At 60.2% G+C, this 25,620-nt stretch carries 23 protein-coding genes and 1 other RNA gene; 18 read left to right on the top strand and 6 right to left on the bottom strand.

The window, feature by feature from the left end; all coding sequences use genetic code 11:
- Positions 1-112 precede the first annotated feature (112 nt).
- The 4 genes from KVG88_RS29395 to KVG88_RS29380 form a co-directional block, all read right to left on the bottom strand.
- Positions 113-691, bottom strand: a complete 579-nt coding sequence (locus KVG88_RS29395; protein ID WP_150702954.1) for a BON domain-containing protein — start codon at positions 689-691, stop codon at positions 113-115.
- Positions 688-1,281, bottom strand: a complete 594-nt coding sequence (locus KVG88_RS29390) for a phosphoheptose isomerase (protein WP_007904374.1) — start codon at positions 1,279-1,281, stop codon at positions 688-690. Before KVG88_RS29390 ends, KVG88_RS29395 begins: the two co-directional genes overlap by 4 nt.
- 101 nt (positions 1,282-1,382) lie before the next feature.
- Positions 1,383-1,745, bottom strand: coding sequence for a YraN family protein (locus tag KVG88_RS29385; RefSeq protein ID WP_019582357.1), 363 nt, complete (start codon positions 1,743-1,745; stop codon positions 1,383-1,385).
- Complete coding sequence (locus KVG88_RS29380; RefSeq protein ID WP_217873453.1) at positions 1,745-3,556, bottom strand: penicillin-binding protein activator; 1,812 nt, start codon at positions 3,554-3,556, stop codon at positions 1,745-1,747. The genes KVG88_RS29385 and KVG88_RS29380 overlap by 1 nt, the downstream gene beginning before the upstream one ends.
- A 209-nt stretch (positions 3,557-3,765) precedes the next feature.
- Between KVG88_RS29380 and rsmI the strand changes: the two genes are divergently transcribed.
- From rsmI to lpxC, 18 genes are all read left to right on the top strand, one after another.
- Positions 3,766-4,638 carry a 16S rRNA (cytidine(1402)-2'-O)-methyltransferase gene (rsmI, locus tag KVG88_RS29375; RefSeq protein WP_217873452.1) on the top strand — a complete coding sequence of 291 codons (873 nt, stop codon included), beginning with the start codon at positions 3,766-3,768 and terminating at the stop codon, positions 4,636-4,638.
- A 75-nt stretch (positions 4,639-4,713) separates the two neighbouring features.
- Positions 4,714-5,067, top strand: an RNA gene (rnpB, locus tag KVG88_RS29370) — RNase P RNA component class A.
- 447 nt (positions 5,068-5,514) lie between these two features.
- Positions 5,515-5,970, top strand: a complete 456-nt coding sequence (gene mraZ, locus KVG88_RS29365; RefSeq protein WP_007917012.1) for a division/cell wall cluster transcriptional repressor MraZ — start codon at positions 5,515-5,517, stop codon at positions 5,968-5,970.
- A complete protein-coding gene (rsmH, locus tag KVG88_RS29360) occupies positions 5,967-6,914 on the top strand; it encodes a 16S rRNA (cytosine(1402)-N(4))-methyltransferase RsmH (protein WP_412071274.1) in 948 nt (315 codons plus the stop codon). The genes mraZ and rsmH overlap by 4 nt, the downstream gene beginning before the upstream one ends.
- Positions 6,911-7,204 (top strand): cell division protein FtsL, encoded by a 294-nt coding sequence (gene ftsL / locus KVG88_RS29355; RefSeq protein WP_075945622.1) that lies wholly within the window; start codon positions 6,911-6,913, stop codon positions 7,202-7,204. Before rsmH ends, ftsL begins: the two co-directional genes overlap by 4 nt.
- The gene (locus KVG88_RS29350; protein WP_191630496.1) at positions 7,204-8,943 is read left to right on the top strand and encodes a peptidoglycan D,D-transpeptidase FtsI family protein; all 1,740 of its coding nucleotides are present in this window, start codon (positions 7,204-7,206) and stop codon (positions 8,941-8,943) included. Before ftsL ends, KVG88_RS29350 begins: the two co-directional genes overlap by 1 nt.
- Positions 8,943-10,406 (top strand): UDP-N-acetylmuramoyl-L-alanyl-D-glutamate--2,6-diaminopimelate ligase, encoded by a 1,464-nt coding sequence (locus KVG88_RS29345; RefSeq protein ID WP_217873451.1) that lies wholly within the window; start codon positions 8,943-8,945, stop codon positions 10,404-10,406. Before KVG88_RS29350 ends, KVG88_RS29345 begins: the two co-directional genes overlap by 1 nt.
- Positions 10,399-11,766: a UDP-N-acetylmuramoyl-tripeptide--D-alanyl-D-alanine ligase gene (locus KVG88_RS29340; protein ID WP_217873450.1), complete on the top strand. Its 1,368-nt coding sequence runs from the start codon at positions 10,399-10,401 to the stop codon at positions 11,764-11,766. The genes KVG88_RS29345 and KVG88_RS29340 overlap by 8 nt, the downstream gene beginning before the upstream one ends.
- Positions 11,766-12,848, top strand: a complete 1,083-nt coding sequence (gene mraY, locus KVG88_RS29335) for a phospho-N-acetylmuramoyl-pentapeptide-transferase (RefSeq protein ID WP_150702948.1) — start codon at positions 11,766-11,768, stop codon at positions 12,846-12,848. The genes KVG88_RS29340 and mraY overlap by 1 nt, the downstream gene beginning before the upstream one ends.
- A 6-nt stretch (positions 12,849-12,854) precedes the next feature.
- Positions 12,855-14,201 carry a UDP-N-acetylmuramoyl-L-alanine--D-glutamate ligase gene (murD, locus tag KVG88_RS29330; RefSeq protein ID WP_150702947.1) on the top strand — a complete coding sequence of 449 codons (1,347 nt, stop codon included), beginning with the start codon at positions 12,855-12,857 and terminating at the stop codon, positions 14,199-14,201.
- Positions 14,198-15,415, top strand: a complete 1,218-nt coding sequence (ftsW, locus tag KVG88_RS29325) for a putative lipid II flippase FtsW (protein ID WP_150702946.1) — start codon at positions 14,198-14,200, stop codon at positions 15,413-15,415. The genes murD and ftsW overlap by 4 nt, the downstream gene beginning before the upstream one ends.
- Positions 15,405-16,475 carry an undecaprenyldiphospho-muramoylpentapeptide beta-N-acetylglucosaminyltransferase gene (murG, locus tag KVG88_RS29320; RefSeq protein ID WP_150702945.1) on the top strand — a complete coding sequence of 357 codons (1,071 nt, stop codon included), beginning with the start codon at positions 15,405-15,407 and terminating at the stop codon, positions 16,473-16,475. The genes ftsW and murG overlap by 11 nt, the downstream gene beginning before the upstream one ends.
- Positions 16,468-17,928, top strand: a complete 1,461-nt coding sequence (gene murC, locus KVG88_RS29315; protein WP_150702944.1) for a UDP-N-acetylmuramate--L-alanine ligase — start codon at positions 16,468-16,470, stop codon at positions 17,926-17,928. Before murG ends, murC begins: the two co-directional genes overlap by 8 nt.
- Positions 17,925-18,893: a D-alanine--D-alanine ligase gene (locus KVG88_RS29310; protein ID WP_150702943.1), complete on the top strand. Its 969-nt coding sequence runs from the start codon at positions 17,925-17,927 to the stop codon at positions 18,891-18,893. Before murC ends, KVG88_RS29310 begins: the two co-directional genes overlap by 4 nt.
- A gap of 4 nt (positions 18,894-18,897) precedes the next feature.
- Entirely contained in the window at positions 18,898-19,764 is an 867-nt protein-coding gene (locus KVG88_RS29305) for a cell division protein FtsQ/DivIB (protein ID WP_150702942.1), read from the top strand.
- A 15-nt stretch (positions 19,765-19,779) separates the two neighbouring features.
- On the top strand, positions 19,780-21,039 hold the full coding sequence (ftsA, locus tag KVG88_RS29300) for a cell division protein FtsA (protein ID WP_034149519.1): 1,260 nt from the start codon (positions 19,780-19,782) through the stop codon (positions 21,037-21,039).
- Between the two features lie 71 nt (positions 21,040-21,110).
- Entirely contained in the window at positions 21,111-22,304 is a 1,194-nt protein-coding gene (gene ftsZ / locus KVG88_RS29295; protein WP_053154973.1) for a cell division protein FtsZ, read from the top strand.
- A gap of 112 nt (positions 22,305-22,416) precedes the next feature.
- Positions 22,417-23,328, top strand: a complete 912-nt coding sequence (gene lpxC, locus KVG88_RS29290; protein WP_150702941.1) for a UDP-3-O-acyl-N-acetylglucosamine deacetylase — start codon at positions 22,417-22,419, stop codon at positions 23,326-23,328.
- A gap of 151 nt (positions 23,329-23,479) precedes the next feature.
- On the opposite strand, the gene KVG88_RS29285 is transcribed toward lpxC, so the two are convergent.
- Positions 23,480-24,976 (bottom strand): sensor domain-containing diguanylate cyclase, encoded by a 1,497-nt coding sequence (locus KVG88_RS29285; protein WP_217873449.1) that lies wholly within the window; start codon positions 24,974-24,976, stop codon positions 23,480-23,482.
- A gap of 205 nt (positions 24,977-25,181) precedes the next feature.
- A complete protein-coding gene (locus tag KVG88_RS29280) occupies positions 25,182-25,400 on the bottom strand; it encodes a hypothetical protein (RefSeq protein WP_150702992.1) in 219 nt (72 codons plus the stop codon).
- Positions 25,401-25,620: the final 220 nt, after the last annotated feature.

Genomic DNA, 25,620 nt, shown 5'->3' with positions numbered 1-25,620 from the left:
CTTCGCCACCTTCAAACGTAGGAGCTGTCGAGTGAAACAAGGCTGCGATCTTTTGATTCTGTTTTCCAGGATCAAAAGATCGCAGCCTGCGGCAGCTCCTGCAAAATGCAGGTCAGTCGATGTATTCGAACAGCTTCACAATCTTCTGCACCCCGGAAACGCCCTGCACCAGACTGGTTGCTTGGGCAGCTTCCTGTTTGGTCAGCAAGCCCAACAGGTAGACGATACCGTTCTCGGTGACGACCTTGATCCGCGAGCCTGGGATGTTCGGGTCGGTGAGCATCTGCGTCTTGATCTTGGAGGTCAGCCAGGTGTCGTTCTGGCGGGCAAGGAAGCCGGAGGGAGGCAAAACCTGCAGCTCGTTGTGCACCGTCTTCACGCGCTGAACAGCCGCGGCGGCCTGTTCGGCCTTGGCCTTGAGGTCGGCGCGCGGAGTTTGGCCGGCCAGCAGTACGACGCCGTTGAAGCTGGTGACGACGATGTGCGAGTCGTTATCCAGGGCCGGGTCGGCTTTGGCGATGTTCACGCCAACCTTGGTGTCGATCAGCGAGTCATCGATCTTGCTGCCGAAGGTGCGGGTGCCACGGTCATCTTCAATCGGCGCTTCCCGGCTGGCATTAACCACCGAGGTGCAGCCGCTGATGCCGAGGCACAGGGTCAGGGCCAGTAGGCCGAGGCGATTAGGGGTCATTCTTCACTCCCGAACAGTTGGCTGTCGATCAGATCGCAAAGGCAATGGATCGCCAGCAGGTGGACTTCTTGGATGCGTGCGGTGACGTTGGCCGGTACGCGAATCTCCACGTCCTCGGGCAACAACAGCGACGCCATGCCGCCGCCATCGCGACCGGTCAAAGCTACGACAATCATTTCGCGATCATGTGCGGCCTGGATCGCTTGAATTATGTTTGCCGAGTTGCCGCTGGTGGAAATCGCCAGCAATACGTCGCCTGGCTGGCCCAGGGCGCGGATCTGTTTGGAGAAGATTTCGTTGTAGCTGTAGTCGTTGGCGATCGAAGTGATCGTCGAGCTGTCGGTGGTCAGCGCAATGGCTGGCAGGCTCGGGCGTTCACGTTCGAAGCGGTTGAGCAGCTCGGACGAGAAATGCTGGGCGTCACCGGCAGAGCCGCCGTTGCCGCAAGAAAGCATTTTGCCTTCGTTGAGCAGGGCGTTGACCATGACCTGGCTGGCTTGCTCGATGTGCGGTGCAAGTACGTCCATCGCCTGTTGCTTGGTGTCGATGCTGGCCTGAAAAAGCTGGCGAATTCTGGATTGCATGTCCATCTGTGTGACCTTAATGAGCGCGGCTGTCCGGCACGTGAAAGTGCAGCCCGCAAAACAAAGAGCAAAAATGTTGGGTTGTGCCCGCTTCGTGGCGCAGGCGATCAGCTGTCGAAGGCATTTTGCAACCAGTTCAACTGATCGAGGTTGCTGTCGATGGCAACCACGTCGAAACGGCAAGGGGAATTGGCCCAGCGCGACTCGCGCTGAAGAAAATACTGCGCGGCAAAAATCAGTTTCTGCCGTTTGCGCTCATCAATGCTATCGAGCGCGCCACCCCATTGAGTGTTTTTTCTGTAGCGAACTTCAACGAATACTACTGTATCGCCATCAAGCATGACCAGATCAAGCTCGCCGCGTTTGCATAACCAGTTCTGCGCCAGCAGGCGCAGACCTTGTTGTTGAAGATGCTCGAGCGCATGGCGCTCGGCATCTTTACCGCTTTGCTGGCGTGACCTGTCAGGCATCAGCGTGTGGTGTTCGGCAGGCGCTGGACCTGGCCGTTGACGAACTCTGCCCACGGCAACTGTCGCACGACACGTTGGTTCTGGGTCATGCCCAGGCTGCCTGACTGGCCTTCGATGCGGCTGTCAGGCAAAGCCTTGAGCTGGCCCAGGCGTGGCGCCAGGCGATAGGCGTCGACGCCCATTGCGTACAAGCGGCCCAGGCTGCCTGCGGCTTGTGGCCATTGAGCGGTGACCTGGCTGCGCAGCGGATCATTGGCGTCCAGCAGCCACGGGGTTTCGCAGAAGCGAATGCCGTTCATGTCGTTGTACTGGTTTACATCACCGCTGGCGCTGAACACGTGGGAGGTGGCGTAAACCGGAACGTCACCAGCGTACTGGAAGTTCAGGGTCGGCTTGATCTGTTGGGCCTGTTGCGGCGTCGCCGCGAGGAAGATGAACTCGATGTCCTGGCGACGCGAAGGCTGGGCAGCGACTTGCGACCCGACGGTGCTTTGCAGGCTCTTGGCGCGACCTTCGCTCTGGCGCAGCTGGAACATGTCGGCAATTTGCTGGGCCAGTTGAACCGGCTGGTCAACGCGCTCGGTGGCAACGATGCTGCCGCCATTGGCTTGCCAGTCCTGGCTGAACGCGCGGAGCACGCGGTCGCCCCATTCGCCTTTCGGCACCATGATGGCGGCACGATGCAGGCCGTCGGCGCGAGCACGGCGGGACACTTCGCGGGCTTCGTCTTCAGCGGCAAGGCCGAACTGGAACAGCTGGGCCGGTCCTTGTTCGCCTTCGCTGTAGTTCAGCGCGAGGGTGGTGATCGGCAGTTGCGGGCGAGTGCTCAGCTGTTTGACCAGTGGCTTCTCCAGCGGGCCGACGACCAGTTGCACGCCGTCTGCCTGAGCCTTGCGGTAGAACTCGTCGAGGGAGGTCAGGCGCGAGCTGTCATAGAACTCGATGGCTGGCGGCTTCTGCCCGGCTTGTTGGGCCTGGTAGTGCGCGGCCATGAAGCCTTCACGCAATGCCTTGCCCACCGACGCCAATGGACCGTCCTGCGGCAGCAGCAGCGCGATTTTGCTCAGGGGCTGGCTGGCCAGTTCCTTGAGTTTGGTCAAAGGCAGCGGCAACTGGATGGCGGCCGGGTGTTTCGGGTTCTGCGCGCGCCAGTTGTCGATGGCTGCCTGCTGCTGTTCCAGAGTGCCGGCAGTTTTGACCGCCAGGGCCAGGCCCATCCAGCCGCCGAGGTCGTCGGTGGTGTTGGGTTGCAGTTGATCGGTCGGCAGCGATGCAATCAGTGTCCAGATCGCTTCGTGGTTTTTGCTGGCGGCTTCGCCTTTGAGCATCGGCGCGATAAAGATGCGTTCCTTGGCGGCGGCCAAGGTCTGGCCATCGGCTTCAAGAGCGCGGGCACGAACAGTGCCGGTGCGGATCTGTTGCTCTTCCGGCAGTTCGCCCAGGCGCTGCATGCTTGGATGGCTCAATGCCGTCAGCGCAGCTTTCGGCTGGTTGCGGGTCATCGCCAGTTCGGCGGCCAGTGTGCTGGCGAATACCTGCTGACCGGGCTTGAGTTGCTCCACAGGCACTTGTTGCAGGATTTGCGCGGACTGCGCGGCATTGCCCTGGCGGTAGGCCAGGTCAGCGGCGCTCAGGCGCAACAGGGCCGCCTCTTCCGGCGATTTGCTTTGGGCGGCCTTCTCGAGCAGTTGCTCGATACTGGCATCCGGGGTCCGTGGAAGTTCGCCAAGGCTGGAGGAGGGCGAGCTGGCGCAAGCCGCCAGCAAGGCAGCGAGGCAGAGGGCAGTAAACAGCCGCAGGCAAGCGATCATGTAAGTGTTCCTGATACTCGATCAAATTAGCGTGGAATTGTACCCAAGCACTGGCCGGGGCGCGATGTTAGTGGCGTGAATCGATCAATTTAGCTTGCGCAAATGTTGCTGTGCGGCACAAAAGGCGGCAAAAGCGAGTATGGCTTGCGCGTATCCCGAGCGCCGCGACGGGTTACAATGGCGGCTTTATCGATCATGAGGTGTGCGCTTTGACTGCTCCAGGTGCTTTGAATTCCGCTGCTGGCTCGCTTTATGTGGTGGCGACGCCCATCGGCAACCTGGACGACATCAGTGCGCGCGCGCTGAAAATCCTGCGCGAGGTTGCCTTGATCGCCGCCGAGGATACTCGCCACTCCCAGCGATTGATGCAGCACTTCGGTATTCCGACTCCGCTAGCGGCCTGTCACGAACACAACGAGCGCGACGAAGGCAGTCGCTTCATCACTCGTCTGTTGGCTGGTGACGATGTGGCGCTGATCTCCGATGCCGGAACACCGCTGATTTCCGACCCTGGCTACCACTTGGTGCGCCAGGCGCGTGCGGCGGGCATCAACGTGGTTCCGGTGCCCGGCGCGTGCGCACTGATTGCTGCGCTGTCGGCGGCGGGGCTGCCGTCGGACCGTTTCATCTTTGAAGGTTTCCTGCCAGCCAAGGCCGTCGGGCGCCGTGCGCGTCTGGAACTCATAAAGGAAGAGCCGCGCACGCTGATTTTTTACGAAGCGCCGCACCGTATTCTTGAGTGCCTTCAGGACATGGAACTGGTCTTTGGTGCCGAGCGCCCGGCGCTGTTGGCGCGTGAGCTGACCAAAACGTTCGAAACGCTCAAAGGCTTGCCGTTGGCCGAGCTGCGTCAGTTCGTCGAGTCGGACAGCAACCAACAACGTGGCGAATGCGTGGTGTTGGTCGCCGGCTGGACGGCGCCCGAGTCGGAAGATGCGGTCAGCAGTGAGGCAATGCGCATTCTTGACCTGTTGCTCGAGGAAATGCCGCTCAAGCGTGCGGCGGCGTTGGCAGCGCAAATTACCGGCGAGCGTAAGAATGTTCTTTATCAGGTCGCGCTGGATAAACAGAAGGGCGAGTGAAACCCGACGTGCAGGCGCATTCAAAGGCTTTTAGCGCTTGTTCTTCGGGCGCTCTGCCGTTAACCTGCGCGGCGGAGAGTCGATCGGACAGTCGCTGCCCTCTATGAAAATTAGGGGGGGGAGGAAAGTCCGGGCTCCATAGGGCGAAGTGCCAGGTAATGCCTGGGAGGCGTGAGCCTACGGAAAGTGCCACAGAAAATAACCGCCTAAGCGCTTCGGCGCCGGTAAGGGTGAAAAGGTGCGGTAAGAGCGCACCGCACGTCTGGCAACAGTTCGTGGCTAGGTAAACCCCACTTGGAGCAAGACCAAATAGGGTCCCAAGGCGTGGCCCGCGCTGGGACCGGGTAGGTTGCTAAAGATGTCCAGTGATGGCCATCGTAGACGAATGACTGTTCAAGACAGAACCCGGCTTACAGATCGACTCTCCACCTTTTTCTTCCCTCTGCTTAACTCATTGAGCAGGGGCGCTGGTGATGGCAATCTCCCTTCTTGCAGGCCGTTCGCCAGAAGGGTTGTGTGATGTCGATTAGCCTACGCCGACAGCCAACGCAAAAACTCAACGCAACACCGATTTCCCTCCTTTCAGAATCGTCGGCAGAAGCACTTTCGTAATACCGAAAAAATCTTACTCTTAATAAATTACTTTAACTTCCGAACGCAGCCTTCTGTGCTGATTCAAGTTATTGGGCGATTTCATCTGCCAGATTCTCGTTACCCCTCCTTTTATGCTCCTAAATCTCAGTTCTGTAAGGGTTTTCCTTTAATGCGCGCCTTGACGGTGTGGTGGGCGCATTCCTATAGTGTGCGCAAGTGGCGGAAAGTGGCATGAAGTGGGTTTTTTGAACGCAAAACGCTAATATTTGGAGAAACGCTGACGTGTTTCGCGGAGCCAACGCTATCAGTCTCGATGCAAAGGGCCGTCTCGCTATGCCGAGCCGGTACCGTGACGAGCTCGATTCGCGTAGTTCCGGGCAGTTAATCGTCACAATTGATGCCGTTGATCCGTGTTTGTGTGTTTACCCACTCGATGAGTGGGAAATTATTGAAACCAAACTGCGCGCACTGCCTTCGCTTCGAGAAGAGAACCGCCGCCTGCAACGTTTACTGATTGGTAATGCCGTCGACCTCGAGCTCGATGGCAGTGGTCGTTTTCTGGTTCCGCCGCGTCTTCGTGAATATGCCAAGTTGGATAAGCGCGCGATGTTGGTAGGCCAACTGAACAAGTTCCAATTGTGGGACGAGGATGCCTGGAATGCGGTTTCTGCCGCTGACCTGGCTGCTATTCAACAACCGGGCGCGATGCCTGATGAACTGCGTGATTTGATCCTGTGACTATTGATAGCGGCTTTAACCACATCACCGTACTGCTTGACGAAGCCGTCGAGGCTCTCGCCGTACGTCCTGATGGCTGCTATCTGGACGGCACGTTCGGGCGCGGCGGGCACAGCCGGTTGATCCTGAGCCGGCTCGGTCCCGATGGTCGGTTGCTCGGATTTGACAAAGATCCTCAAGCGATTGCCACCGGGCAAACGCTAGCGGCCGAAGACGGCCGCTTTGTCGTTGTGCAGCGTAGCTTTGCCGAGCTGGGTTCGGAAGTGGCCGAACGCGGTATGCAAGGCAAGGTCAGCGGCATTTTGCTCGACCTCGGCGTGTCTTCGCCGCAGCTCGACGACCCTGAACGCGGCTTCAGTTTCCTCAACGATGGTCCGTTGGACATGCGCATGGACCCGTCCCGCGGGATCAGCGCTGCCGAGTTCGTCAACACCGCACCGGTGGAAGAAATTGCCCGGGTGTTCAAGGAGTACGGCGAAGAGCGTTTTTCCGGGCGCATGGCCCGTGCCGTGGCCGAACGTCGCGACATCAAGCCGTTCGAGCGTACCGCTGATCTGGCCGAAGTGTTGAAAGTTGCCAACCCTGCCTGGGAAAAGGGCAAAAACCCGGCGACCCGTGCATTCCAGGGGCTACGCATTCACGTCAACAACGAACTGGGCGACTTGGAAACCGGCCTCGAAGCCGCTCTGGACTGCCTGGAAATCGGTGGCCGTCTGGTGGTCATCAGCTTCCACTCGCTGGAAGACCGTATCGTCAAGCTGTTCATGCGCAAGCTGGTGAAAGGCGAAGCCGACAACCTGCCGCGCAACCTTCCGGTTCGTCACGTGGCTTTCGAACCAAAAATCAAAGTCCATGGCAAAGCGCAGACGGCCTCCGACGCCGAACTCAAAGCCAACCCACGCTCCCGTAGCGCTGTCATGCGCGTGGCGGAGAAGCTGCGGTGAGCAAGCTTTTCGCCAAGCCACTGCCCGGCGGCAGCTTTTTCATGCTGCTGCTGTTTGTCGGTGTACTCGTGTCGGCTATCGGCGTGTCTTACAGCGCGCACTGGAATCGCCAACTGTTGAACTCGCTGTACAACGAGTTGAGCGTGCGCGACAAGGCGCAGGCCGAATGGGGCCGGTTGATTCTGGAACAGAGCACCTGGACCGCCCATAGCCGTATCGAAGTGCTCGCCACCGAGCAGCTGAAAATGCGCATTCCCGGCGCCGCCGACGTACAGATGGTGGCACCATGATGAAACTCGAAGGCGCGCTCTTTCCGTGGCGTTTCCGTCTGGTGCTGGGTTTGCTCGGCGTCATGGTGGCTGCGATTTGCTGGCGCATCATCGACCTGCAAGTGGTTGACCGTGACTTCCTTAAAGGTCAGGGCGACGCGCGCAGCGTTCGACACATTCCTATTCCAGCTCACCGTGGTCTGATCACCGACCGTAATGGCGAACCGCTGGCCGTCAGTACGCCGGTAACCACGCTGTGGGCCAACGCCAAGGAAATGCAACTGGCCAAAGAGAAGTGGCCAGCGCTCGCTGCTGCGCTCGGGCAAGATCCGAAAGCCCTGGCCGAACGTCTTGAAGCACAAGCCAATAAAGAATTCATTTACCTGGTGCGCGGGCTGACGCCTGAGCAGGGCCAGGCTGTGCTCGACCTGAAAGTGCCTGGCGTCTACGGCATCGAAGAGTTCCGCCGTTTCTATCCGGCCGGTGAAGTGACCGCGCATATGGTTGGTTTTACCGACATCGACGACCACGGTCGAGAAGGTGTCGAACTGGCCTATGACGAATGGCTCGCCGGGGTGCCGGGCAAGCGTCAGGTGATCAAGGACCGGCGCGGCCGGTTGATCAAGGATGTCCAGGTCACCAAAAACGCCAAGGCCGGAAAGCCCTTGGCGTTGTCCATTGACCTGCGCCTGCAATACCTGGCCAACCGCGAACTGCGCAACGCGATCATCGAGAACGGCGCGAAGGCCGGCAGCCTGGTGATCATGGACGTGAAGACCGGCGAGATTCTCGCCATGGTCAACCAGCCGACCTACAACCCGAACAACCGTCGCAACCTGCAGCCGGCGATGATGCGTAACCGCGCGATGATCGACGTGTTCGAGCCGGGTTCGACCATGAAAGCGATCTCCATGAGTGCTGCTATCGAGACCGGGCGCTGGAAACCGAGCGACACCGTCGAGGTGTATCCGGGTTCGTTGCAGATTGGCAAGTACACCATCAAGGACGTGTCCAAGACAGAAGGTCCGGTGCTCGATCTGACCGGCATCCTGATCAATTCCAGTAACGTCGGCATGAGTAAGATCGCCTTCGATATCGGTGGCGAGACGATTTTCCGTCTGGCACAGAAAGTCGGCCTCGGCCAGGACACCGGTCTCGGTTTCCCCGGCGAGCGCGTCGGTAACCTGCCGAACTACCGCGAATGGCGCAAGGCCGAAACCGCGACGCTGTCCTACGGCTACGGCGTTTCCGTGACCGCGATCCAGTTGGTTCACGCCTTCTCGGCCCTGGCCAACAACGGCCGCCTCGCGCCGCTGACACTGATCAAAACCGACAAAGCGCCGCAAACGACGCAAGTGCTGCCCGAAGCAGTCGCGAAAACCATGCAAACCATGTTGCAACAAGTGATCGAGGCTCCGCGCGGCGTGTTCCGTGCGCAGGTGCCGGCGTATCACGTGGGCGGCAAGTCGGGTACTGCGCGGAAAACCTCGGTGGGTGCCAAGGGCTACGCCGAAAACTCCTACCGTTCGCTGTTCGCCGGTTTCGGCCCGATGAGCGATCCGCGTTACGCCATCGTGGTTGTAATCGATGAACCGACCAAGGCCGGTTACTTCGGTGGTCTGGTATCGGCGCCGGTGTTCAGCCGCGTGATGTCCGGCACCCTGCGTCTGATGAACGTCACCCCGGACAACCTGCCACCTACTCAACAAGCGAACGCGACGCCGGTCGTTCCACTGAAAGCCAATGGAGGGCGCGGCTGATGTCTCTAAGTTTGAACAAGATTTTCCCCCACGCCGGCCACGATCTGTTGATTCGTGAATTGGCACTCGACAGCCGCAACGTGCGCGCCGGTGATTTGTTCCTCGCCGTGCCGGGCGGCAAATTCGATGGCCGTGCACACATCGCCGACGCACTGGCGCGCGGCGCTGCTGCCGTGGCTTATGAAGTGGAAGGCGCCACTGTGCTGCCGATCACTGACGTGCCATTGATTCCGGTCAAAGGCCTGGCCGCGCAACTGTCGGACATTGCCGGTCGCTTTTATGGGGAGCCGAGCCATCATCTGAACCTGATCGGCGTGACCGGCACCAACGGCAAGACCAGCGTGACTCAACTGGTGGCCCAGGCGCTGGATCTGCTCGGTCAGCACTGCGGCATCGTCGGCACATTGGGTTCCGGTTTCTACGGCGCGCTGGAAAGCGGCCTGCACACCACACCGAACCCGATTGCCGTGCAAGCGACCTTGGGCGACCTGAAAAAGGCCGGCGCCAAAGCCGTTGCCATGGAAGTCTCTTCCCATGGTCTGGATCAAGGCCGAGTCACTGCATTGGCGTTCGATGTGGCGGTGATGACCAACCTGTCCCGCGATCATCTGGATTACCACGGCACCATGCAGGCCTACGGCGAAGCCAAGGCCAAACTGTTCGCCTGGAATGATTTGAAGTGCCGGGTGGTAAACCTCGACGACGATTTCGGCCGGCAACTGGCCGCTGAAAAACGTGAATCGCGGTTGATCACTTACAGCCTGCTCGACAGCAGCGCCTACCTCTATTGCCGCGAAGCGCAGTTCGACGACGAAGGTGTGCGCGCCACGTTGGTCACGCCGCAGGGTGAGCACCATCTGCGCAGCACCTTGCTCGGTCGCTTCAACCTGAGCAACGTCTTGGCCGCAGTCGGTGCGTTGCTCGGTCTGGATTACGCGCTGGACGAAATTCTCAAGGTTCTGCCGAAACTCGAAGGCCCGGCCGGTCGCATGCAACGCCTTGGCGGTGGTTCCCAGCCGCTGGTGGTGGTCGATTACGCGCACACCCCGGATGCGTTGGAAAAAGTCCTGACGGCGTTGCGCCCGCACGCAAAAGGGCGGCTGCTGTGCCTGTTCGGCTGTGGCGGCGACCGTGACCGCGGCAAGCGTCCGCTGATGGCAGAAGTGGTCGAGCGTCTGGCCGATGGCGTGCTGGTCACCGACGATAATCCGCGTACTGAAGATCCATCGGTGATTTTTGACGACATCCGCGCCGGGTTCTCGGCTGTGGATAACGTCACCTTCGTCGCTGGCCGTGGCCAGGCAATTGCCCAGTTGATTGCTGGTGCGTCCGCGGACGACGTGATCGTGCTGGCCGGCAAAGGGCATGAGGACTATCAGGAAATCAACGGCGAACGGCATGCCTTCTCCGATCTGGTCGAGGCCGATCATGCCTTGACCGCGTGGGAGGTGGCCCATGCTTAAAGCCTTGAAACTGAGCGAACTGACCGGCGCGCTGAATGCACGCCTGGTATCTGCCGATGCCAGCTTCGACGGTGTCAGCATCGACAGCCGTGCGATCAAGCCGGGCCAACTGTTTATTGCCTTGGCCGGCCCGCGTTTTGATGGTCATGATTATCTGAATGACGTGGCTGCCAAAGGCGCCGTGGCGGCATTGGTCGAGCGCGAAGTGGCTGACAGCACGTTGCCGCAATTGTTGGTAAGCGATACGCGTCAGGCGCTGGGGCAACTCGGTGCGTTGAACCGCGCCGCGTTCACCCAGCCAGTCGCGGCGGTCACCGGTTCCAGCGGCAAGACCACGGTCAAGGAAATGCTCGCAAGCATCCTGCGCACGCGCGGTCCGGTATTGGCGACCCGTGGCAACCTGAACAATGACCTCGGCGTTCCGCTGACCCTGCTCGAACTGGCGCCGGAACACAGCGCTGCCGTGATCGAGCTCGGCGCTTCGCGTCTGGGTGAAATTGCCTACACCGTGGCCATGACCAAACCCCACGTGGCCATTCTCAACAATGCCGGGACCGCCCACGTTGGCGAGTTCGGCGGGCCTGAAAAAATCGTTGAAGCCAAGGGCGAGATCATCGAAGGGCTGGACGCCGATGGCGTCGCCGTTCTCAACCTCGACGACAAGGCGTTCGGTATCTGGAAGGCGCGCGCCGGCGATCGCAAAGTGCTGACGTTCGCCTTGAGCAACAGCAGCGCCGATTTCTACGCCAGCGACCTGGCCACCGATGCCCGTGGCTGCCCGGCATTCAACCTGCACAGCCCTGAAGGTGCGGAACGTGTGCAACTGAACCTGCTCGGCACGCATAACGTGGCCAACGCCATGGCCGCTGCGGCTGCCGCCCATGCTCTGGGTGTGTCGTTGTTCGGCATCGCCACCGGCCTTGGCGCGGTGCAGCCGGTCAAGGGGCGCACCGTCGCGCAACTGGCCACCAATGGCATGCGCGTGATTGATGACACTTACAACGCGAACCCCACCTCGATGTGCGCCGCCGTTGATATACTCGCCGGCTTTTCCGGGCGCACCGTTCTGGTGCTCGGGGATATCGGCGAGTTGGGCGATTGGGCGGAGCAGGGGCACCGCGACGTGGGCGAGTACGCCCGTGGCAAGGTTTCTGCGCTGTACGCCGTCGGGCCAATGATGGTTCTCGCCGTCAACGCTTTCGGTCCACAGGCCTTTCATTTCAGCACGCAGGCTGAACTGATCAAGGCCCTGGGCGCCGAGCAAGATACAAACACCACCATTTTGATCAAGGGTTCGCGCAGCGCGGCGATGGAAAACATCGTCGCCGCTTTGTGCGGGTCCAGTCTGGAGAAACATTAATGCTGCTGCTGCTAGCGGAGTATCTGCAACAGTTCCACAAAGGCTTCGCGGTCTTCCAGTACCTGACCCTGCGCGGGATTCTTGGTGTACTGACCGCGCTGGTTTTGTCGCTGTGCTATGGCCCGTGGATGATCCGCACTTTGCAGAACCGTCAGATCGGCCAGTCCGTTCGTAACGACGGTCCGCAATCTCACCTGTCCAAGTCGGGTACACCGACCATGGGCGGCGCACTGATTCTGTCGTCCATCGGCGTGAGCACCCTGTTGTGGGCTGACTTGAGCAACCGCTACGTCTGGGTTGTCCTGCTGGTGACCCTGCTGTTCGGTGCCATCGGCTGGGTGGACGATTACCGCAAAGTGATCGAGAAGAACTCCCGTGGGCTGCCAAGCCGCTGGAAGTATTTCTGGCAGTCGGTGTTCGGCCTGGGCGCAGCGATCTTCCTTTATATGACCGCTGCCACGCCGGTGGAAACCACGCTGATCCTGCCGATGCTCAAGGACTACAGCATTCCGCTGGGCGCCGGTTTCATCGTCCTGACCTATTTCGTGATCGTCGGTTCGAGCAACGCGGTCAACCTGACCGATGGCCTTGATGGCCTGGCGATCATGCCGACCGTGATGGTCGGTGGTGGCCTGGGCATTTTCTGCTATCTGTCGGGTAACGTGAAATTCGCCGAGTACCTGTTGATTCCTTATGTGCCGGGCGCGGGCGAGTTGATCGTGTTCTGCGGCGCATTGATCGGTGCGGGCCTGGGTTTCCTGTGGTTCAACACCTACCCGGCGCAAGTCTTCATGGGTGATGTCGGCGCACTGGCGTTGGGCGCAGCCCTGGGCACCATCGCGGTGATCGTCCGTCAGGAAATCGTCCTGTTCATCATGGGCGGTGTGTTCGTGATGGAAACCCTGTCAGTCGTCATTCAGGTCGCCTCTTTTAAACTGACCGGTCGCCGCGTATTCCGCATGGCGCCGATTCACCACCACTTTGAACTCAAGGGCTGGCCCGAGCCGCGCGTGATTGTCCGTTTCTGGATCATCACCGTGATTCTGGTGTTGGTCGGCCTTGCCACCCTGAAGCTGAGGTAGAAATTCGTGTCTCTGATCGCTTCTGACCACTTCCGCATCGTTGTCGGCCTCGGCAAGAGCGGCATGTCCCTGGTTCGCTTCCTGGCGAACCGGGGCGTGGCGTTTGCCGTGGCCGATACGCGGGAAAATCCACCGGAACTGGCCACGCTCAAGCGTGACTATCCGCACGTGGAAGTGCGTTGTGGCGAGCTGGACGTCGAATTCCTGTGCCGTGCCGACGAGCTCTACGTGAGCCCCGGTCTGGCGCTGGCGACCCCGGCCCTGCAGGCTGCCGCCGCCCGTGGCGTGAAACTGTCCGGTGACATCGAGCTGTTCGCGCGTAACGCGAAGGCGCCGATCGTGGCCATCAGCGGTTCCAACGCGAAGAGCACCGTGACCACGCTGGTCGGCGAGATGGCGGCAGCGGCCGGCAAACGTGTCGCCGTCGGTGGCAACCTCGGCACGCCGGCGCTGGACCTGCTCAGCGACGACATCGAGTTGTACGTGATGGAGTTGTCGAGTTTCCAGCTCGAAACCACCGATCAGCTCAACGCCGAAGTGGCGACCGTACTCAACATCAGCGAAGACCACATGGACCGCTACAGCGGTCTGCCGGCTTATCACCTGGCCAAGCACCGGATCTTCCGTGGCGCCAGGCAGTTCGTGGTCAACCGTCAGGACGCCCTGAGCCGTCCGCTGATGGGCGAGGGTCAGCCGTGCTGGACCTTCGGTTTGAGCAAACCCGATTTCAAGGCGTTCGGCATTCGTGAAGAAGACGGCGAAAAATACCTGGCCTTCGAATTCCAGAACCTGATGCCAGTGCGCGAGTTGAAAATTCGCGGCGCACATAACCAGTCCAATGCCCTGGCTTCCCTGGCGCTCGGCCATGCCGTCGGCTTGCCGTTCGATGCCATGCTCTCGGCTCTGCGCACGTTCGCCGGGCTTGAGCATCGCTGCCAGTGGGTCCGTGACCTGGATGGCGTGGGTTACTACAACGATTCCAAAGCCACCAACGTGGGTGCTGCATTGGCAGCTATCGAAGGCCTGGGCGCAGACATCGACGGCAAGGTCGTGCTGATCGCCGGTGGCGATGGCAAAGGAGCCGAGTTCAAGGACCTGCGCGATCCGGTGGCGGCCAATTGCCGTGCCGTGATCCTGATGGGTCGCGACTCCGACAAGATCGGCGAGGCCATTGGCGATGCAGTTCCGCTGATTCGTGCAAGCTCTTTGGTTGAAGCCGTTGCGCAATGCCGCGCCGCTGCCCAAGCGGGTGACGTGGTGTTGCTGTCGCCAGCCTGTGCCAGTTTCGACATGTTCAAGAACTACGAAGACCGTGGTCACCAGTTCGTCCAAGCTGTGGAGGAACTGGCATGAGCCTGCTGAACATCATCAAGCCTTACCCATCGCCACTGATCACCGGGCGCGGTATCGACCTTGATTTCCCGATGCTCGCCGGTTGCCTGGCGTTGCTCGGCCTGGGCCTGATCATGATTGCGTCGGCCTCCACCGAAGTGGCCGCCGTGCAGTCGGGCAGTGCCCTGTATTACATGATTCGCCACCTTATTTATGTGGTGCTTGGCCTGGGGGCCTGCATTGTCACGATGATGATCCCGATCGCCACGTGGCAACGCCTGGGCTGGTTGATGCTGCTGGGGGCATTCGGTTTGCTGGTGATGGTGATCATCCCGGGCATCGGCCGTGAAGTGAACGGTTCGATGCGCTGGATCGGCTTCAGTTTTTTCAACGTTCAGCCTTCCGAGATCGCCAAGGTGTTCGTGGTGATCTACCTCGCCGGTTATCTGGTGCGTCGTCAGAAAGAAGTGCGTGAAAGCTGGATGGGTTTCTTCAAGCCGTTCATCGTGCTGCTGCCCATGGCGGGCCTCTTGCTGATGGAGCCCGACTTCGGTGCCACCGTCGTGATGATGGGCGCTGCGGCGGCGATGCTGTTTTTGGGCGGGGTCGGGTTGTTCCGTTTCTCCCTGATGGTGGTGCTGGCCGTCGGGGCCGTGGTGCTGTTGATTCAGATGCAGCCTTATCGAATGGCGCGTCTGACCAACTTTGCCGACCCGTGGGCCGACCAGTTTGGCGCCGGTTACCAGCTGTCCCAAGCCTTGATCGCGTTCGGTCGTGGTGAATGGCTGGGCGTGGGCCTGGGCAACAGCGTGCAGAAACAGTTCTACCTGCCGGAAGCCCACACCGACTTCGTGTTCTCGGTATTGGCTGAAGAACTGGGTGCGGTCGGCTCGCTGTGCACCGTCGCATTGTTCGTCTTCGTGTGTATCCGCGGCATGTACATCGGCTTGTGGGCCGAGAAGGCCAAGCAGTTCTTCGCCGCCTATGTTGCCTATGGGTTGTCGTTCCTGTGGATTGGTCAGTTCCTGATCAACATCGGTGTGAACGTCGGTCTGCTGCCGACCAAAGGTCTGACGCTGCCGTTCCTCAGTTATGGCGGCAGTTCCTTGGTGATCTGCTGTGCCTGTCTCGGTTTGTTGCTGCGCATTGAGTGGGAGAGTCGAACCCATTTGGGCAGTGAAGAGATGGAGTTCCATGAGAGCGACTTCGCCGAGGAGCCGACCCATGGGCGCTAACGTATTGATCATGGCGGGCGGCACCGGTGGCCACGTGTTCCCGGCGCTGGCCTGTGCCCGTGAGTTTCAGGCGCGCGGCTACACCGTGCACTGGCTGGGTACGCCGCGCGGCATTGAAAACGATCTGGTTCCGGCGGCCGGCATTGAGTTGCACCGGATCAACGCCAGTGGTTTGCGAGGCAAGGGCAAACTGTCCCTGCTCAAGGCACCGTTCATGTTGCTCAAGTCGGTCTGGCAGGCGCGGGCGATCATCCGTCGGTTGCGGCCAGCCTGCGTGGTCGGTTTTGGTGGTTATGTGACCGGTCCTGGCGGTGTCGCGGCGAAACTGGCCGGTGTGCCAGTGATCGTTCACGAACAGAACGCCGTGGCCGGTACCGCCAATCGGTTGCTGGTGCCGTTGGCCGCCCGAGTCTGTGAAGCGTTCCCCGACACCTTTACCCTGTCGAACAGCCGTCGGACCACCGGTAATCCGGTGCGCACCGAGCTGTTCCTCGAAACATCGCGTCCAGCCCTGGCTGGGCGCAAGGCGCGTTTGCTGATCCTCGGCGGAAGCCTGGGCGCAGAACCGTTGAACAAGTTGCTGCCTGAAGCCCTGTCGCAAGTCGCTGCCGACCTGCGTCCGGACGTGTTCCATCAGGCCGGCAAAAACCACGATGAAGTGACTGCAGAGCGCTATCGCGCGGCTGGCGTCGAGGCGCAAGTGCAGCCTTTCATCAAAGACATGGCCCAAGCCTATGGCTGGGCCGACCTGGTGGTATGTCGCGCAGGCGCGCTGACCATCAGTGAACTGGCCGCCGCCGGTCTGCCCTCGATGCTGGTGCCTTTGCCCCACGCCATCGACGATCACCAGACCCGCAACGCCGATTATTTGGCCCGGGAAGGCGCTGCTTTCCTGATGCCGCAAAGAACGACTGGCGCAGCGGATCTTGCCGCTCGCCTGACAGAGGTCCTGATGCAACCGCAACGACTCGAAGAAATGGCTACTGCGGCACGCCGCCTGGCCAAACCCGATGCTACCCGTAACGTGGTCGATACCTGTTTGGAGGTGGCCCATGGTTGAGAATCAGAAAGCCATGCCGCAACCGGAGATGCGCCGCATCCGCCGCATCCACTTCGTCGGCATCGGCGGTGTGGGCATGTGCGGGATTGCTGAAGTGTTGTTGAACCTGGGCTATCAAGTGTCCGGCTCCGACCTCAAGGCTTCGCCGGTCACCGAGCGCCTGGAATCCTTTGGCGCCCAGATTTTCATTGGCCACCGTGCCGAGAACGCTGCCGCCGCCGACGTGCTGGTGGTGTCGAGCGCCGTGAACACGTCCAACCCGGAAGTCGCCACTGCACTGGAGCGCCGCATCCCGGTGGTCCCGCGTGCAGAAATGCTGGCTGAACTGATGCGCTACCGCCACGGCATCGCCGTCGCCGGTACCCACGGTAAAACCACCACCACCAGCCTGATCGCCTCGGTGTTCGCCGCCGGTGGCCTGGACCCGACGTTCGTTATCGGTGGTCGTCTGAATGCAGCGGGCACCAATGCCCAGCTTGGCACCAGCCGCTATCTGATCGCCGAAGCGGACGAAAGCGATGCCAGCTTCCTGCACTTGCAGCCGCTGGTAGCGGTGGTCACCAACATCGACGCCGATCATATGGCGACCTACGGCGGTGACTTCAACGTACTGAAGAAAACCTTCGTCGAGTTCCTGCACAACCTGCCGTTCTACGGTTTGGCGGTGGTGTGCCTGGACGATCCTGTGGTGCGTGAAATCCTCCCGCAGGTCAAACGTCCGACCGTTACCTACGGCTTCGGCGACGATTGCGACGTGCGCGCGATCAATGTTCGCCAGCAAGGCATGCAGACCTTCTTCACCGTGCTGCGTCCTGACCGCGAGCCGCTGGATGTCTCGGTGAACATGCCGGGCAACCACAACGTATTGAACGCACTGGCGACCATTTGCATCGCCAGCGACGAAGGCGTCAGCGATGAAGCCATCGTCCAGGGTCTGTCCGGGTTCCAGGGGGTCGGCCGACGCTTCCAGGTCTACGGCGAACTGCCGGTAGAAGGCGGCAACGTGATGCTGGTTGACGACTACGGTCACCACCCGACCGAAGTCGCGGCCGTGATCAAAGCCGTGCGCGGAGGCTGGCCGGAGCGCCGACTGGTGATGGTCTACCAGCCGCACCGCTACAGCCGTACGCGCGACCTGTACGACGATTTCGTCAATGTACTGGCCGATGCCAACGTGCTGTTGCTGATGGAAGTCTATCCGGCCGGCGAAGAGCCGATCCCGGGGGCCGACAGCCGCAAGCTGTGCAACAGCATCCGTCAGCGCGGTCAGCTGGACCCGATCTACATCGAGCGTGGTGTCGACCTCGCGCCAGTGGTCAAGCCACTGCTGCGTGCCGGCGACATCCTGCTGTGCCAGGGCGCCGGTGATATCGGTGGCCTCGCACCAAAACTGTTGAATAGTCCGTTGTTCGCCGGGGCCGTTGCGGCATCGGTCGAGGGGAAGTTGAAATGACTGCTGCTTACGCCAACCTCGTCTCCACTGTTGCACCGAAGGACTTCGGCCGTGTCGCCGTGTTGTTCGGTGGCAAGAGTGCCGAGCGCGAAGTCTCCCTGAAGTCGGGCAACGCGGTTCTCGAAGCGCTGCAAAGCGCGGGCGTGGACGCGTTCGGCCTCGACGTGGGCGATGACCTGTTGCAGCGTTTGCTCAACGAAAAAATCGACCGCGCCTTCGTCATCCTCCACGGTCGTGGCGGTGAAGACGGCAGCATGCAAGGCCTGCTCGAATGCCTGGGCATTCCGTACACCGGCAGCGGCATCCTGGCGTCGGCACTGGCCATGGACAAGCTGCGCACCAAGCAGGTCTGGCACAGCCTGGGCATTCCGACGCCGCGTCACGCCGTACTGAGTTCCGAGGCCGATTGTATTTCGGCGACCACGGAACTGGGCTTCCCTTTGATCGTCAAACCGGCCCATGAAGGTTCAAGTATCGGGATGGCCAAAGTGAATTCCGCGTCCGAATTGATCGACGCCTGGAAAGCGGCCAGTACCTACGATTCGCAAGTGTTGGTCGAGCAATGGATTCAAGGTCCGGAGTTCACCATCGCCACCCTGCGTGACCAGGTGTTGCCTCCAATCGCCCTGGGCACGACGCACAGTTTCTACGACTACGACGCCAAGTACATCGCCAACGATACCCAGTACCGGATTCCGTGCGGCCTGGACAGCGCCAAGGAAAAGGAACTCATGGACCTCACGGCGAAAGCCTGTGATGCGCTGGGTATCGCCGGTTGGGGCCGGGCGGACGTGATGCAGGACGCCGACGGGCAGTTCTGGTTTCTGGAAGTCAACACCGCACCGGGCATGACCGATCACAGCCTGGTGCCGATGGCGGCCCGTGCCGCCGGTCTGGATTTCCAGCAACTGGTCCTGGCCATTCTGGCAGCCAGTGTTGCCGGCAATGAAGAGCCAAGGGGTTAAGACCATGCATGGCGCTCAAATCAGACATCAGCCACCCGTACCCGGCCGCAAGCCGGTGCCGCGGGGTGCCAGCCGAATGGTGGCCAAAGAGCCGATGTCTGCGCGCCTGCCGAAAGCCAATTTTGGTTTTCTGAAAAGTCTGTTCTGGCCCGTGCTGCTGGTGGCATTGGGGTTCGGTACGTACGAAGGCGCGCAGCGTTTGTTGCCGTACGCCGACCGGCCGATCACCAAGATCAACGTACAGGGCGACTTGAGTTACATCAGCCAGCAAGCGGTGCAGCAACGGATTGCCCCATACGTGGCGTCGAGTTTCTTCACCATCGACCTGGCGAGCATGCGCACCGAGCTGGAACAGATGCCATGGATTGCCCACGCCGAAGTGCGCAGGGTGTGGCCGGATCAGGTGGTGATCCGCCTGGAGGAACAACTGCCGGTAGCCCGTTGGGGCGACGAGTCGCTGTTGAACAACCAGGGCCAGGCTTTCACACCGCGCGAGTTGGCGAACTACGAACACTTGCCACAGCTGTTTGGCCCACAACGGGCTCAACAGCAGGTGATGCAGCAATACCAGGTGCTGAGCCAGATGCTCAGACCGCTGGGCTTCTCGATTGCACGCCTGGAGTTGCGTGAACGAGGCAGCTGGTTCCTGACCACCGGCCCAGGCAGTGCGGGTCCCGGGATTGAACTGCTGCTGGGGCGCGGCAACCAGGTGGAAAAGATGCGCCGTTTCATTGCCATCTATGACAAGACGCTCAAAGAACAGATTACGAACATTGCGCGTATCGATCTGCGCTACGCCAACGGCCTTGCTGTTGGCTGGCGGGAACCCATAGCGCCGACGGCAGCCCAACCCGCTGTCGCGAAGAATTAAGAAGAGGCAGGACCCATGGCAAACGTGCAAAGCGGCAAAATGATCGTCGGTCTCGATATCGGCACCTCCAAGGTGGTGGCGCTGGTAGGCGAGGTTGCGGACGACGGCACGCTGGAAATCGTCGGGATCGGTACGCACCCGTCCCGTGGCCTGAAAAAAGGCGTGGTGGTGAACATCGAGTCCACCGTGCAATCGATCCAGCGCGCGATTGAAGAAGCGCAGCTGATGGCTGGTTGCCGCATTCACTCGGCATTTGTCGGCGTGGCCGGCAATCACATCCGCAGCCTGAACTCCCACGGCATCGTGGCGATTCGTGATCGCGAAGTCAGCTCCGCCGACCTTGAGCGCGTACTCGACGCCGCCCAGGCCGTGGCGATCCCGGCTGACCAGCGTGTGCTGCACACCCTGCCGCAGGATTATGTGATCGATAACCAGGAAGGTGTCCGCGAGCCACTGGGCATGTCCGGTGTGCGTCTGGAAGCCAAGGTTCACGTGGTCACCTGCGCCGTCAACGCCGCACAGAACATTGAAAAATGCGTGCGCCGCTGTGGCCTGGAAATCGACGACATCATTCTCGAGCAACTGGCTTCGGCCTATTCGGTCCTGACCGATGACGAGAAAGAACTGGGCGTGTGCCTGGTGGACATCGGCGGCGGCACCACCGACATCGCGATCTTCACCGAAGGCGCGATCCGCCACACCGCAGTGATCCCGATCGCGGGCGATCAGGTGACCAACGACATCGCCATGGCGTTGCGCACCCCGACCCAGTACGCCGAAGAAATCAAGATTCGCTACGCCTGCGCCCTGGCCAAACTGGCCGGCGCCGGTGAAACCATCAAGGTGCCAAGTGTTGGCGACCGTCCACCGCGCGAACTGTCCCGCCAGGCCCTGGCCGAAGTGGTCGAGCCGCGTTACGACGAGCTGTTCACGCTGATCCAGGCCGAGCTGCGCCGCAGCGGCTACGAAGACCTGATCCCGGCCGGCATCGTGCTGACCGGCGGTACCGCGAAGATGGAAGGCGCCACTGAACTGGCCGAGGAAATCTTCCACATGCCGGTGCGCCTGGGCGTGCCTCACGGCGTGAAGGGCCTGGATGACGTGGTCCGCAACCCGATTTATTCCACAGGCGTTGGCCTGTTGATGTACGGCCTGCAGAAGCAATCCGACGGCATTTCGTTCTCGGGCATCGGCAGCCGTGACAGCTACAGCAATGAAGAGCCCAAAGGCGCCTTGCTCGATCGCATCAAGAGCTGGGTGCAGGGCAACTTCTAAAGCATTACCGCAACACCGTTGTAGATACACGCAGTAGGCGAAAAAACTAGAGAACGTAAAGGAGAGGGAAAATGTTCGAACTCGTAGACAACATCCCCGCAAGCCCGGTCATTAAAGTTATCGGTGTTGGCGGTGGCGGCGGCAACGCCGTGAATCATATGGTCAAGAGCAACATTGAAGGCGTTGAGTTCATCTGCGCCAACACTGATGCCCAGGCGCTGAAAAGCATCAGCGCGCGGACCATCCTGCAACTGGGTACTGGCGTGACCAAAGGTCTGGGCGCCGGTGCCAACCCTGAAGTAGGTCGTCAGGCCGCTCTCGAAGACCGTGAGCGCATTGCCGAAGTCCTGCAGGGCACCAACATGGTGTTCATCACCACTGGCATGGGCGGCGGTACCGGTACCGGTGCTGCGCCGATCATTGCCGAAGTGGCCAAGGAAATGGGGATCCTCACCGTTGCGGTGGTGACCCGTCCGTTCCCTTTCGAAGGTCGCAAGCGCATGCAGCTGGCCGACGAAGGTATTCGCCTGCTGTCTGAAAGCGTCGACTCGTTGATCACTATCCCCAACGAGAAGCTGCTGACCATCCTCGGTAAAGACGCCAGCCTGTTGTCGGCTTTCGCCAAGGCTGACGATGTACTCGCCGGTGCCGTTCGCGGTATCTCCGACATCATCAAGCGTCCGGGCATGATCAACGTCGACTTCGCCGACGTGCGTACCGTGATGAGCGAAATGGGCATGGCGATGATGGGCACTGGCTGCGCCAGCGGTCCGAACCGTGCACGTGAAGCCACTGAAGCGGCCATTCGCAACCCGTTGCTCGAAGACGTGAACCTGCAAGGTGCACGCGGCATCCTGGTGAACATCACCGCCGGTCCTGACCTGTCCCTGGGTGAGTATTCCGACGTGGGTAGCATCATCGAAGCCTTCGCTTCCGAGCACGCCATGGTCAAGGTCGGTACCGTTATCGATCCGGACATGCGCGACGAGCTGCACGTGACTGTCGTTGCGACCGGTCTGGGCGCTAAAATCGAGAAGCCTGTGAAGGTTATCGACAATACCGTTCACACTTCGATGGCTTCGCAGCCACAACAACAAGCTCCTGTTCGTCAAGAAGCTCCAGCGGTGAACTACCGTGACCTCGACCGTCCGACCGTCATGCGCAACCAGGCTCAGGCCGGTGCTGCAGCTGCCGCGAAGATGAATCCGCAAGATGATCTGGACTACCTGGACATCCCGGCATTCCTGCGTCGTCAGGCCGATTGATGAAATGTATCAGGGCTATGAAGGTGATTGGTGTTCAGCAAAGGCGTGGTCTGCTATCATCGCCAGCCTTTGTTGATACCAGTTCGCAATTTGCGCTGAAGCGGCCCAAGCCATGATTAAACAACGCACACTGAAAAATATTATCCGTGCCACAGGTGTAGGTCTGCACTCCGGGGAGAAGGTCTACCTGACCCTCAAGCCTGCGCCTGTCGACACCGGCATCGTCTTTCGCCGTGCCGACCTCGATCCAGTGGTCGAGATACCGGCTCGTGCGGCTAACGTCGGCGAGACAACCATGTCGACGACGCTGGTCAACGGTGACGTGAAGGTGGATACGGTGGAGCACTTGCTCTCGGCCATGGCTGGCCTGGGCATCGATAACGCCTACGTCGAGCTCTCCGCGTCCGAAGTCCCGATCATGGATGGTAGCGCTGGACCCTTCGTATTTCTGATTCAGTCGGCTGGCCTGGAAGAACAGGACGCCGCCAAGAAGTTCATCCGCATCCTGCGTGAAGTGACTGTGGAAGATGGCGACAAGCGCGCCACTTTCGTCCCTTTCGAAGGTTTCAAAGTGAGCTTCGAGATCGATTTCGATCACCCGGTTTTCCGTGACCGCACACAAAGTGCAAGCGTGGATTTTTCCAGCACTTCGTTCGTAAAAGAAGTCAGCCGCGCCCGTACCTTTGGTTTCATGAGTGACATCGAGTACCTGCGCAAGCACAACCTCGCACTCGGCGGCAGCGTTGAAAACGCTATTGTGGTCGACGCGGATGGTGTACTGAACGAAGACGGCCTTCGCTATGAAGACGAATTCGTGAAGCACAAGATCCTCGATGCAATTGGTGACCTCTACCTGCTGGGCAATAGCCTGATTGGTGAGTTCAAGGGCTTCAAGTCCGGACATGCATTGAACAACCAGCTGCTGCGCAAGTTGATTGAGCAGACAGATGCTTGGGAAGTCGTGACTTTCGAAGACGCCAGCACTGCACCGATCTCTTACATGCGTCCTGTTGCGGCCGTGTAAGTAAAAAACCTCTCTAGTTTTTTAAAGGCTACCTTCGGGTGGCCTTTTTTTATGCCTCTGAGCTTAAAAGACCGCAGCCTTCGGCAGCTCCTACAGCGGAACGCATTCCAATGTAGGAGCTGCCGAAGGCTGCGATCTTTTGCTTTCAGAATCATCCAACCACCCGATTCCTCCCGCCTTCCTTGGCCTGATACAACGCCTTGTCCGCCGCGAACAGCAACTGTTCCAGACTGATGTCACTCGCGGTCGTCCATGTGCTGATACCAATGCTCACTGACATCGGCTGTTCATCGCCCGCCATCAACGGCAGTTGCTGTACTTGCTCGCGAATTTGCTCGGCGATCTGCCGCGCACCTTCGCTGTCGGTTTCTGCCAGTACCACCGAAAACTCCTCGCCGCCATAACGTGCCACCAGATCGGTCGGACGGTGGACGTTGGCCTTAATCACACCCGCCAGTGCACGCAGGGCCTGGTCACCGGCCTGGTGGCCATGGCGGTCGTTGAAGGCCTTGAAGTGGTCGGCGTCGATCATCAACACCGACAGCGGTTTGCCGGAACGTTGCGCCCGAAACCATTCATGGCGCAGGGTCTGATCGAGGGTTCGACGGTTGGCTACTCCGGTCAAGGCATCGGTCGCCGCCAACTGTGCCAGTTCCTGTTCGGCGTTGTAACGCAGGCGCAATTCGCGGCAGAGCAACCAGGTCAGCCACAGCAGCGCGATACACAAGACCCCGGTGGCGCCGCTGATCACCACGGCGGTGCGGTTCCAGGTGGCAAACACTTCGTCACTGGAAAGCGCAACGATGACCGTCAACGGCAAGTTGCCGACGCGGCTGAAGGTATAAAGCCGCGGCCGCTCATCGACGCTGGAGACGCCATCGAAGCTGCCACTACCCTCGCGCAGCATGCGCACTACGTTGGGCCGGCCGGCGAAGCTTTTGCCGATTGAGTTACCTTCCAGAAACGGCTTTTGCGCCAGCAGAACGCCGTCGTCGTTGATGATGGCCAGTGTGCTGTCCGTGCCGATGTCCAGGCTGTTGAACAATTGATCGAAGTAAGCCAGGCGCATCGAAGCCACCGCCACCCCCAGGAATTCACCCGTGGCCGAGGAAATGCGCCGGCTGAAACTGATTTGCCATTCATCACTGTAGGCGCAATCGCAGCGAGGTTTGAATGGCCGGCTGATGAACATGCCGCTGTCGCGGTTGAAGGCGTGGACGAGAAAGTAGTCGCGGTCGGCGAAGTTTCCGGGTTTGGGCGCGATCAATGACGAGTCGGCCAGCACCTCGCCGTGCTTGTCCAGCAACAGGATGTCGCCCTTGAAACGTGCGGTTGTCGAGCGGTCGAAGAGCACCAGATGGCGGATTTGCGCTGAAACCTGCTTGAGGTCGTCCCGTTGTGCCGCAGCGATCAAACCTTGCAGCGTCAGGTCATACAGCTCAACGGTGCGCAGCACATCAGCGTCGATCAGTTGCGCGACAGTGGTGGCGCCGCGGGTGGCGGCCTCCTGGGCATTGGCATGTTCGCGGATCAGCAGAAAGGTCACGATGCCGAGAATCGCGATCACCGTCAGGCTGCTGCCGAGGATGACCAGGATCTCGGGGCGCCCGGTGCGGCCGGAAGGATTGGGGGGGCGGCGTTCGGTCATGGGGCTGATGTCTGCTGGAATGACTGGGTAAGCGTAGTAACCCTAGCAGCCAGCGGCCATCGTTGCGGCGAATGCAATGAACAACGCGCAAACGACTTTGCTTTCAGACGAAAAAAAGCCGCTGATGGCAGCGGCTTTGAAGACAACTTTTCAAAGGGAAGAGCCGATGAAAAGTGTCGAGGGAAACGGGAGCGGTGCGCAGCAATCAGCTGTCCTTCAGGGCTTGAGCCTGGTTGCTGGATGCTTGCGGGGTCTGGATGGCCTCCTGGGTTTTGGCCGTCATTTCGATCTGCTGCTCTTCGAACGCAGCGGCACGTGCGCTGTTTTGCGCGACGAAGGCCTGCGACTCTTCAGCCATGGCGAACGGAGACAGGAACAAAGAGGACAAAACGAAAGCGCTGGCAATACCCATACTGTTGGACATCTTTAAAACCTTCTTGCTTGGCAAGTGCTGTTTGGTGCGGGCAAAGATAAGGATGTCGGGCGATGGGAAAAAGAGCGGATTCATGAAAGGACTGTTGCGTAAAGGGCAACAGTGGGCGATAGCGATACCTTGTAGCAGCTGGCGAAGCCTGCGTTCGACTGCGCAGCAGTCGCAAATACTGTCAGCGCGGTTTTCCTGACAAATCCTGGTGCCGGCTATC

Origin of the sequence: Pseudomonas azerbaijanoccidentalis, from assembly GCF_019145495.1 — a bacterium.
Classification (GTDB): domain Bacteria; phylum Pseudomonadota; class Gammaproteobacteria; order Pseudomonadales; family Pseudomonadaceae; genus Aquipseudomonas; species Aquipseudomonas azerbaijanoccidentalis.
The sequence above is the reverse complement of the archived record's forward strand: the minus strand, read 5'-3'. Positions and strand labels throughout refer to the sequence as shown.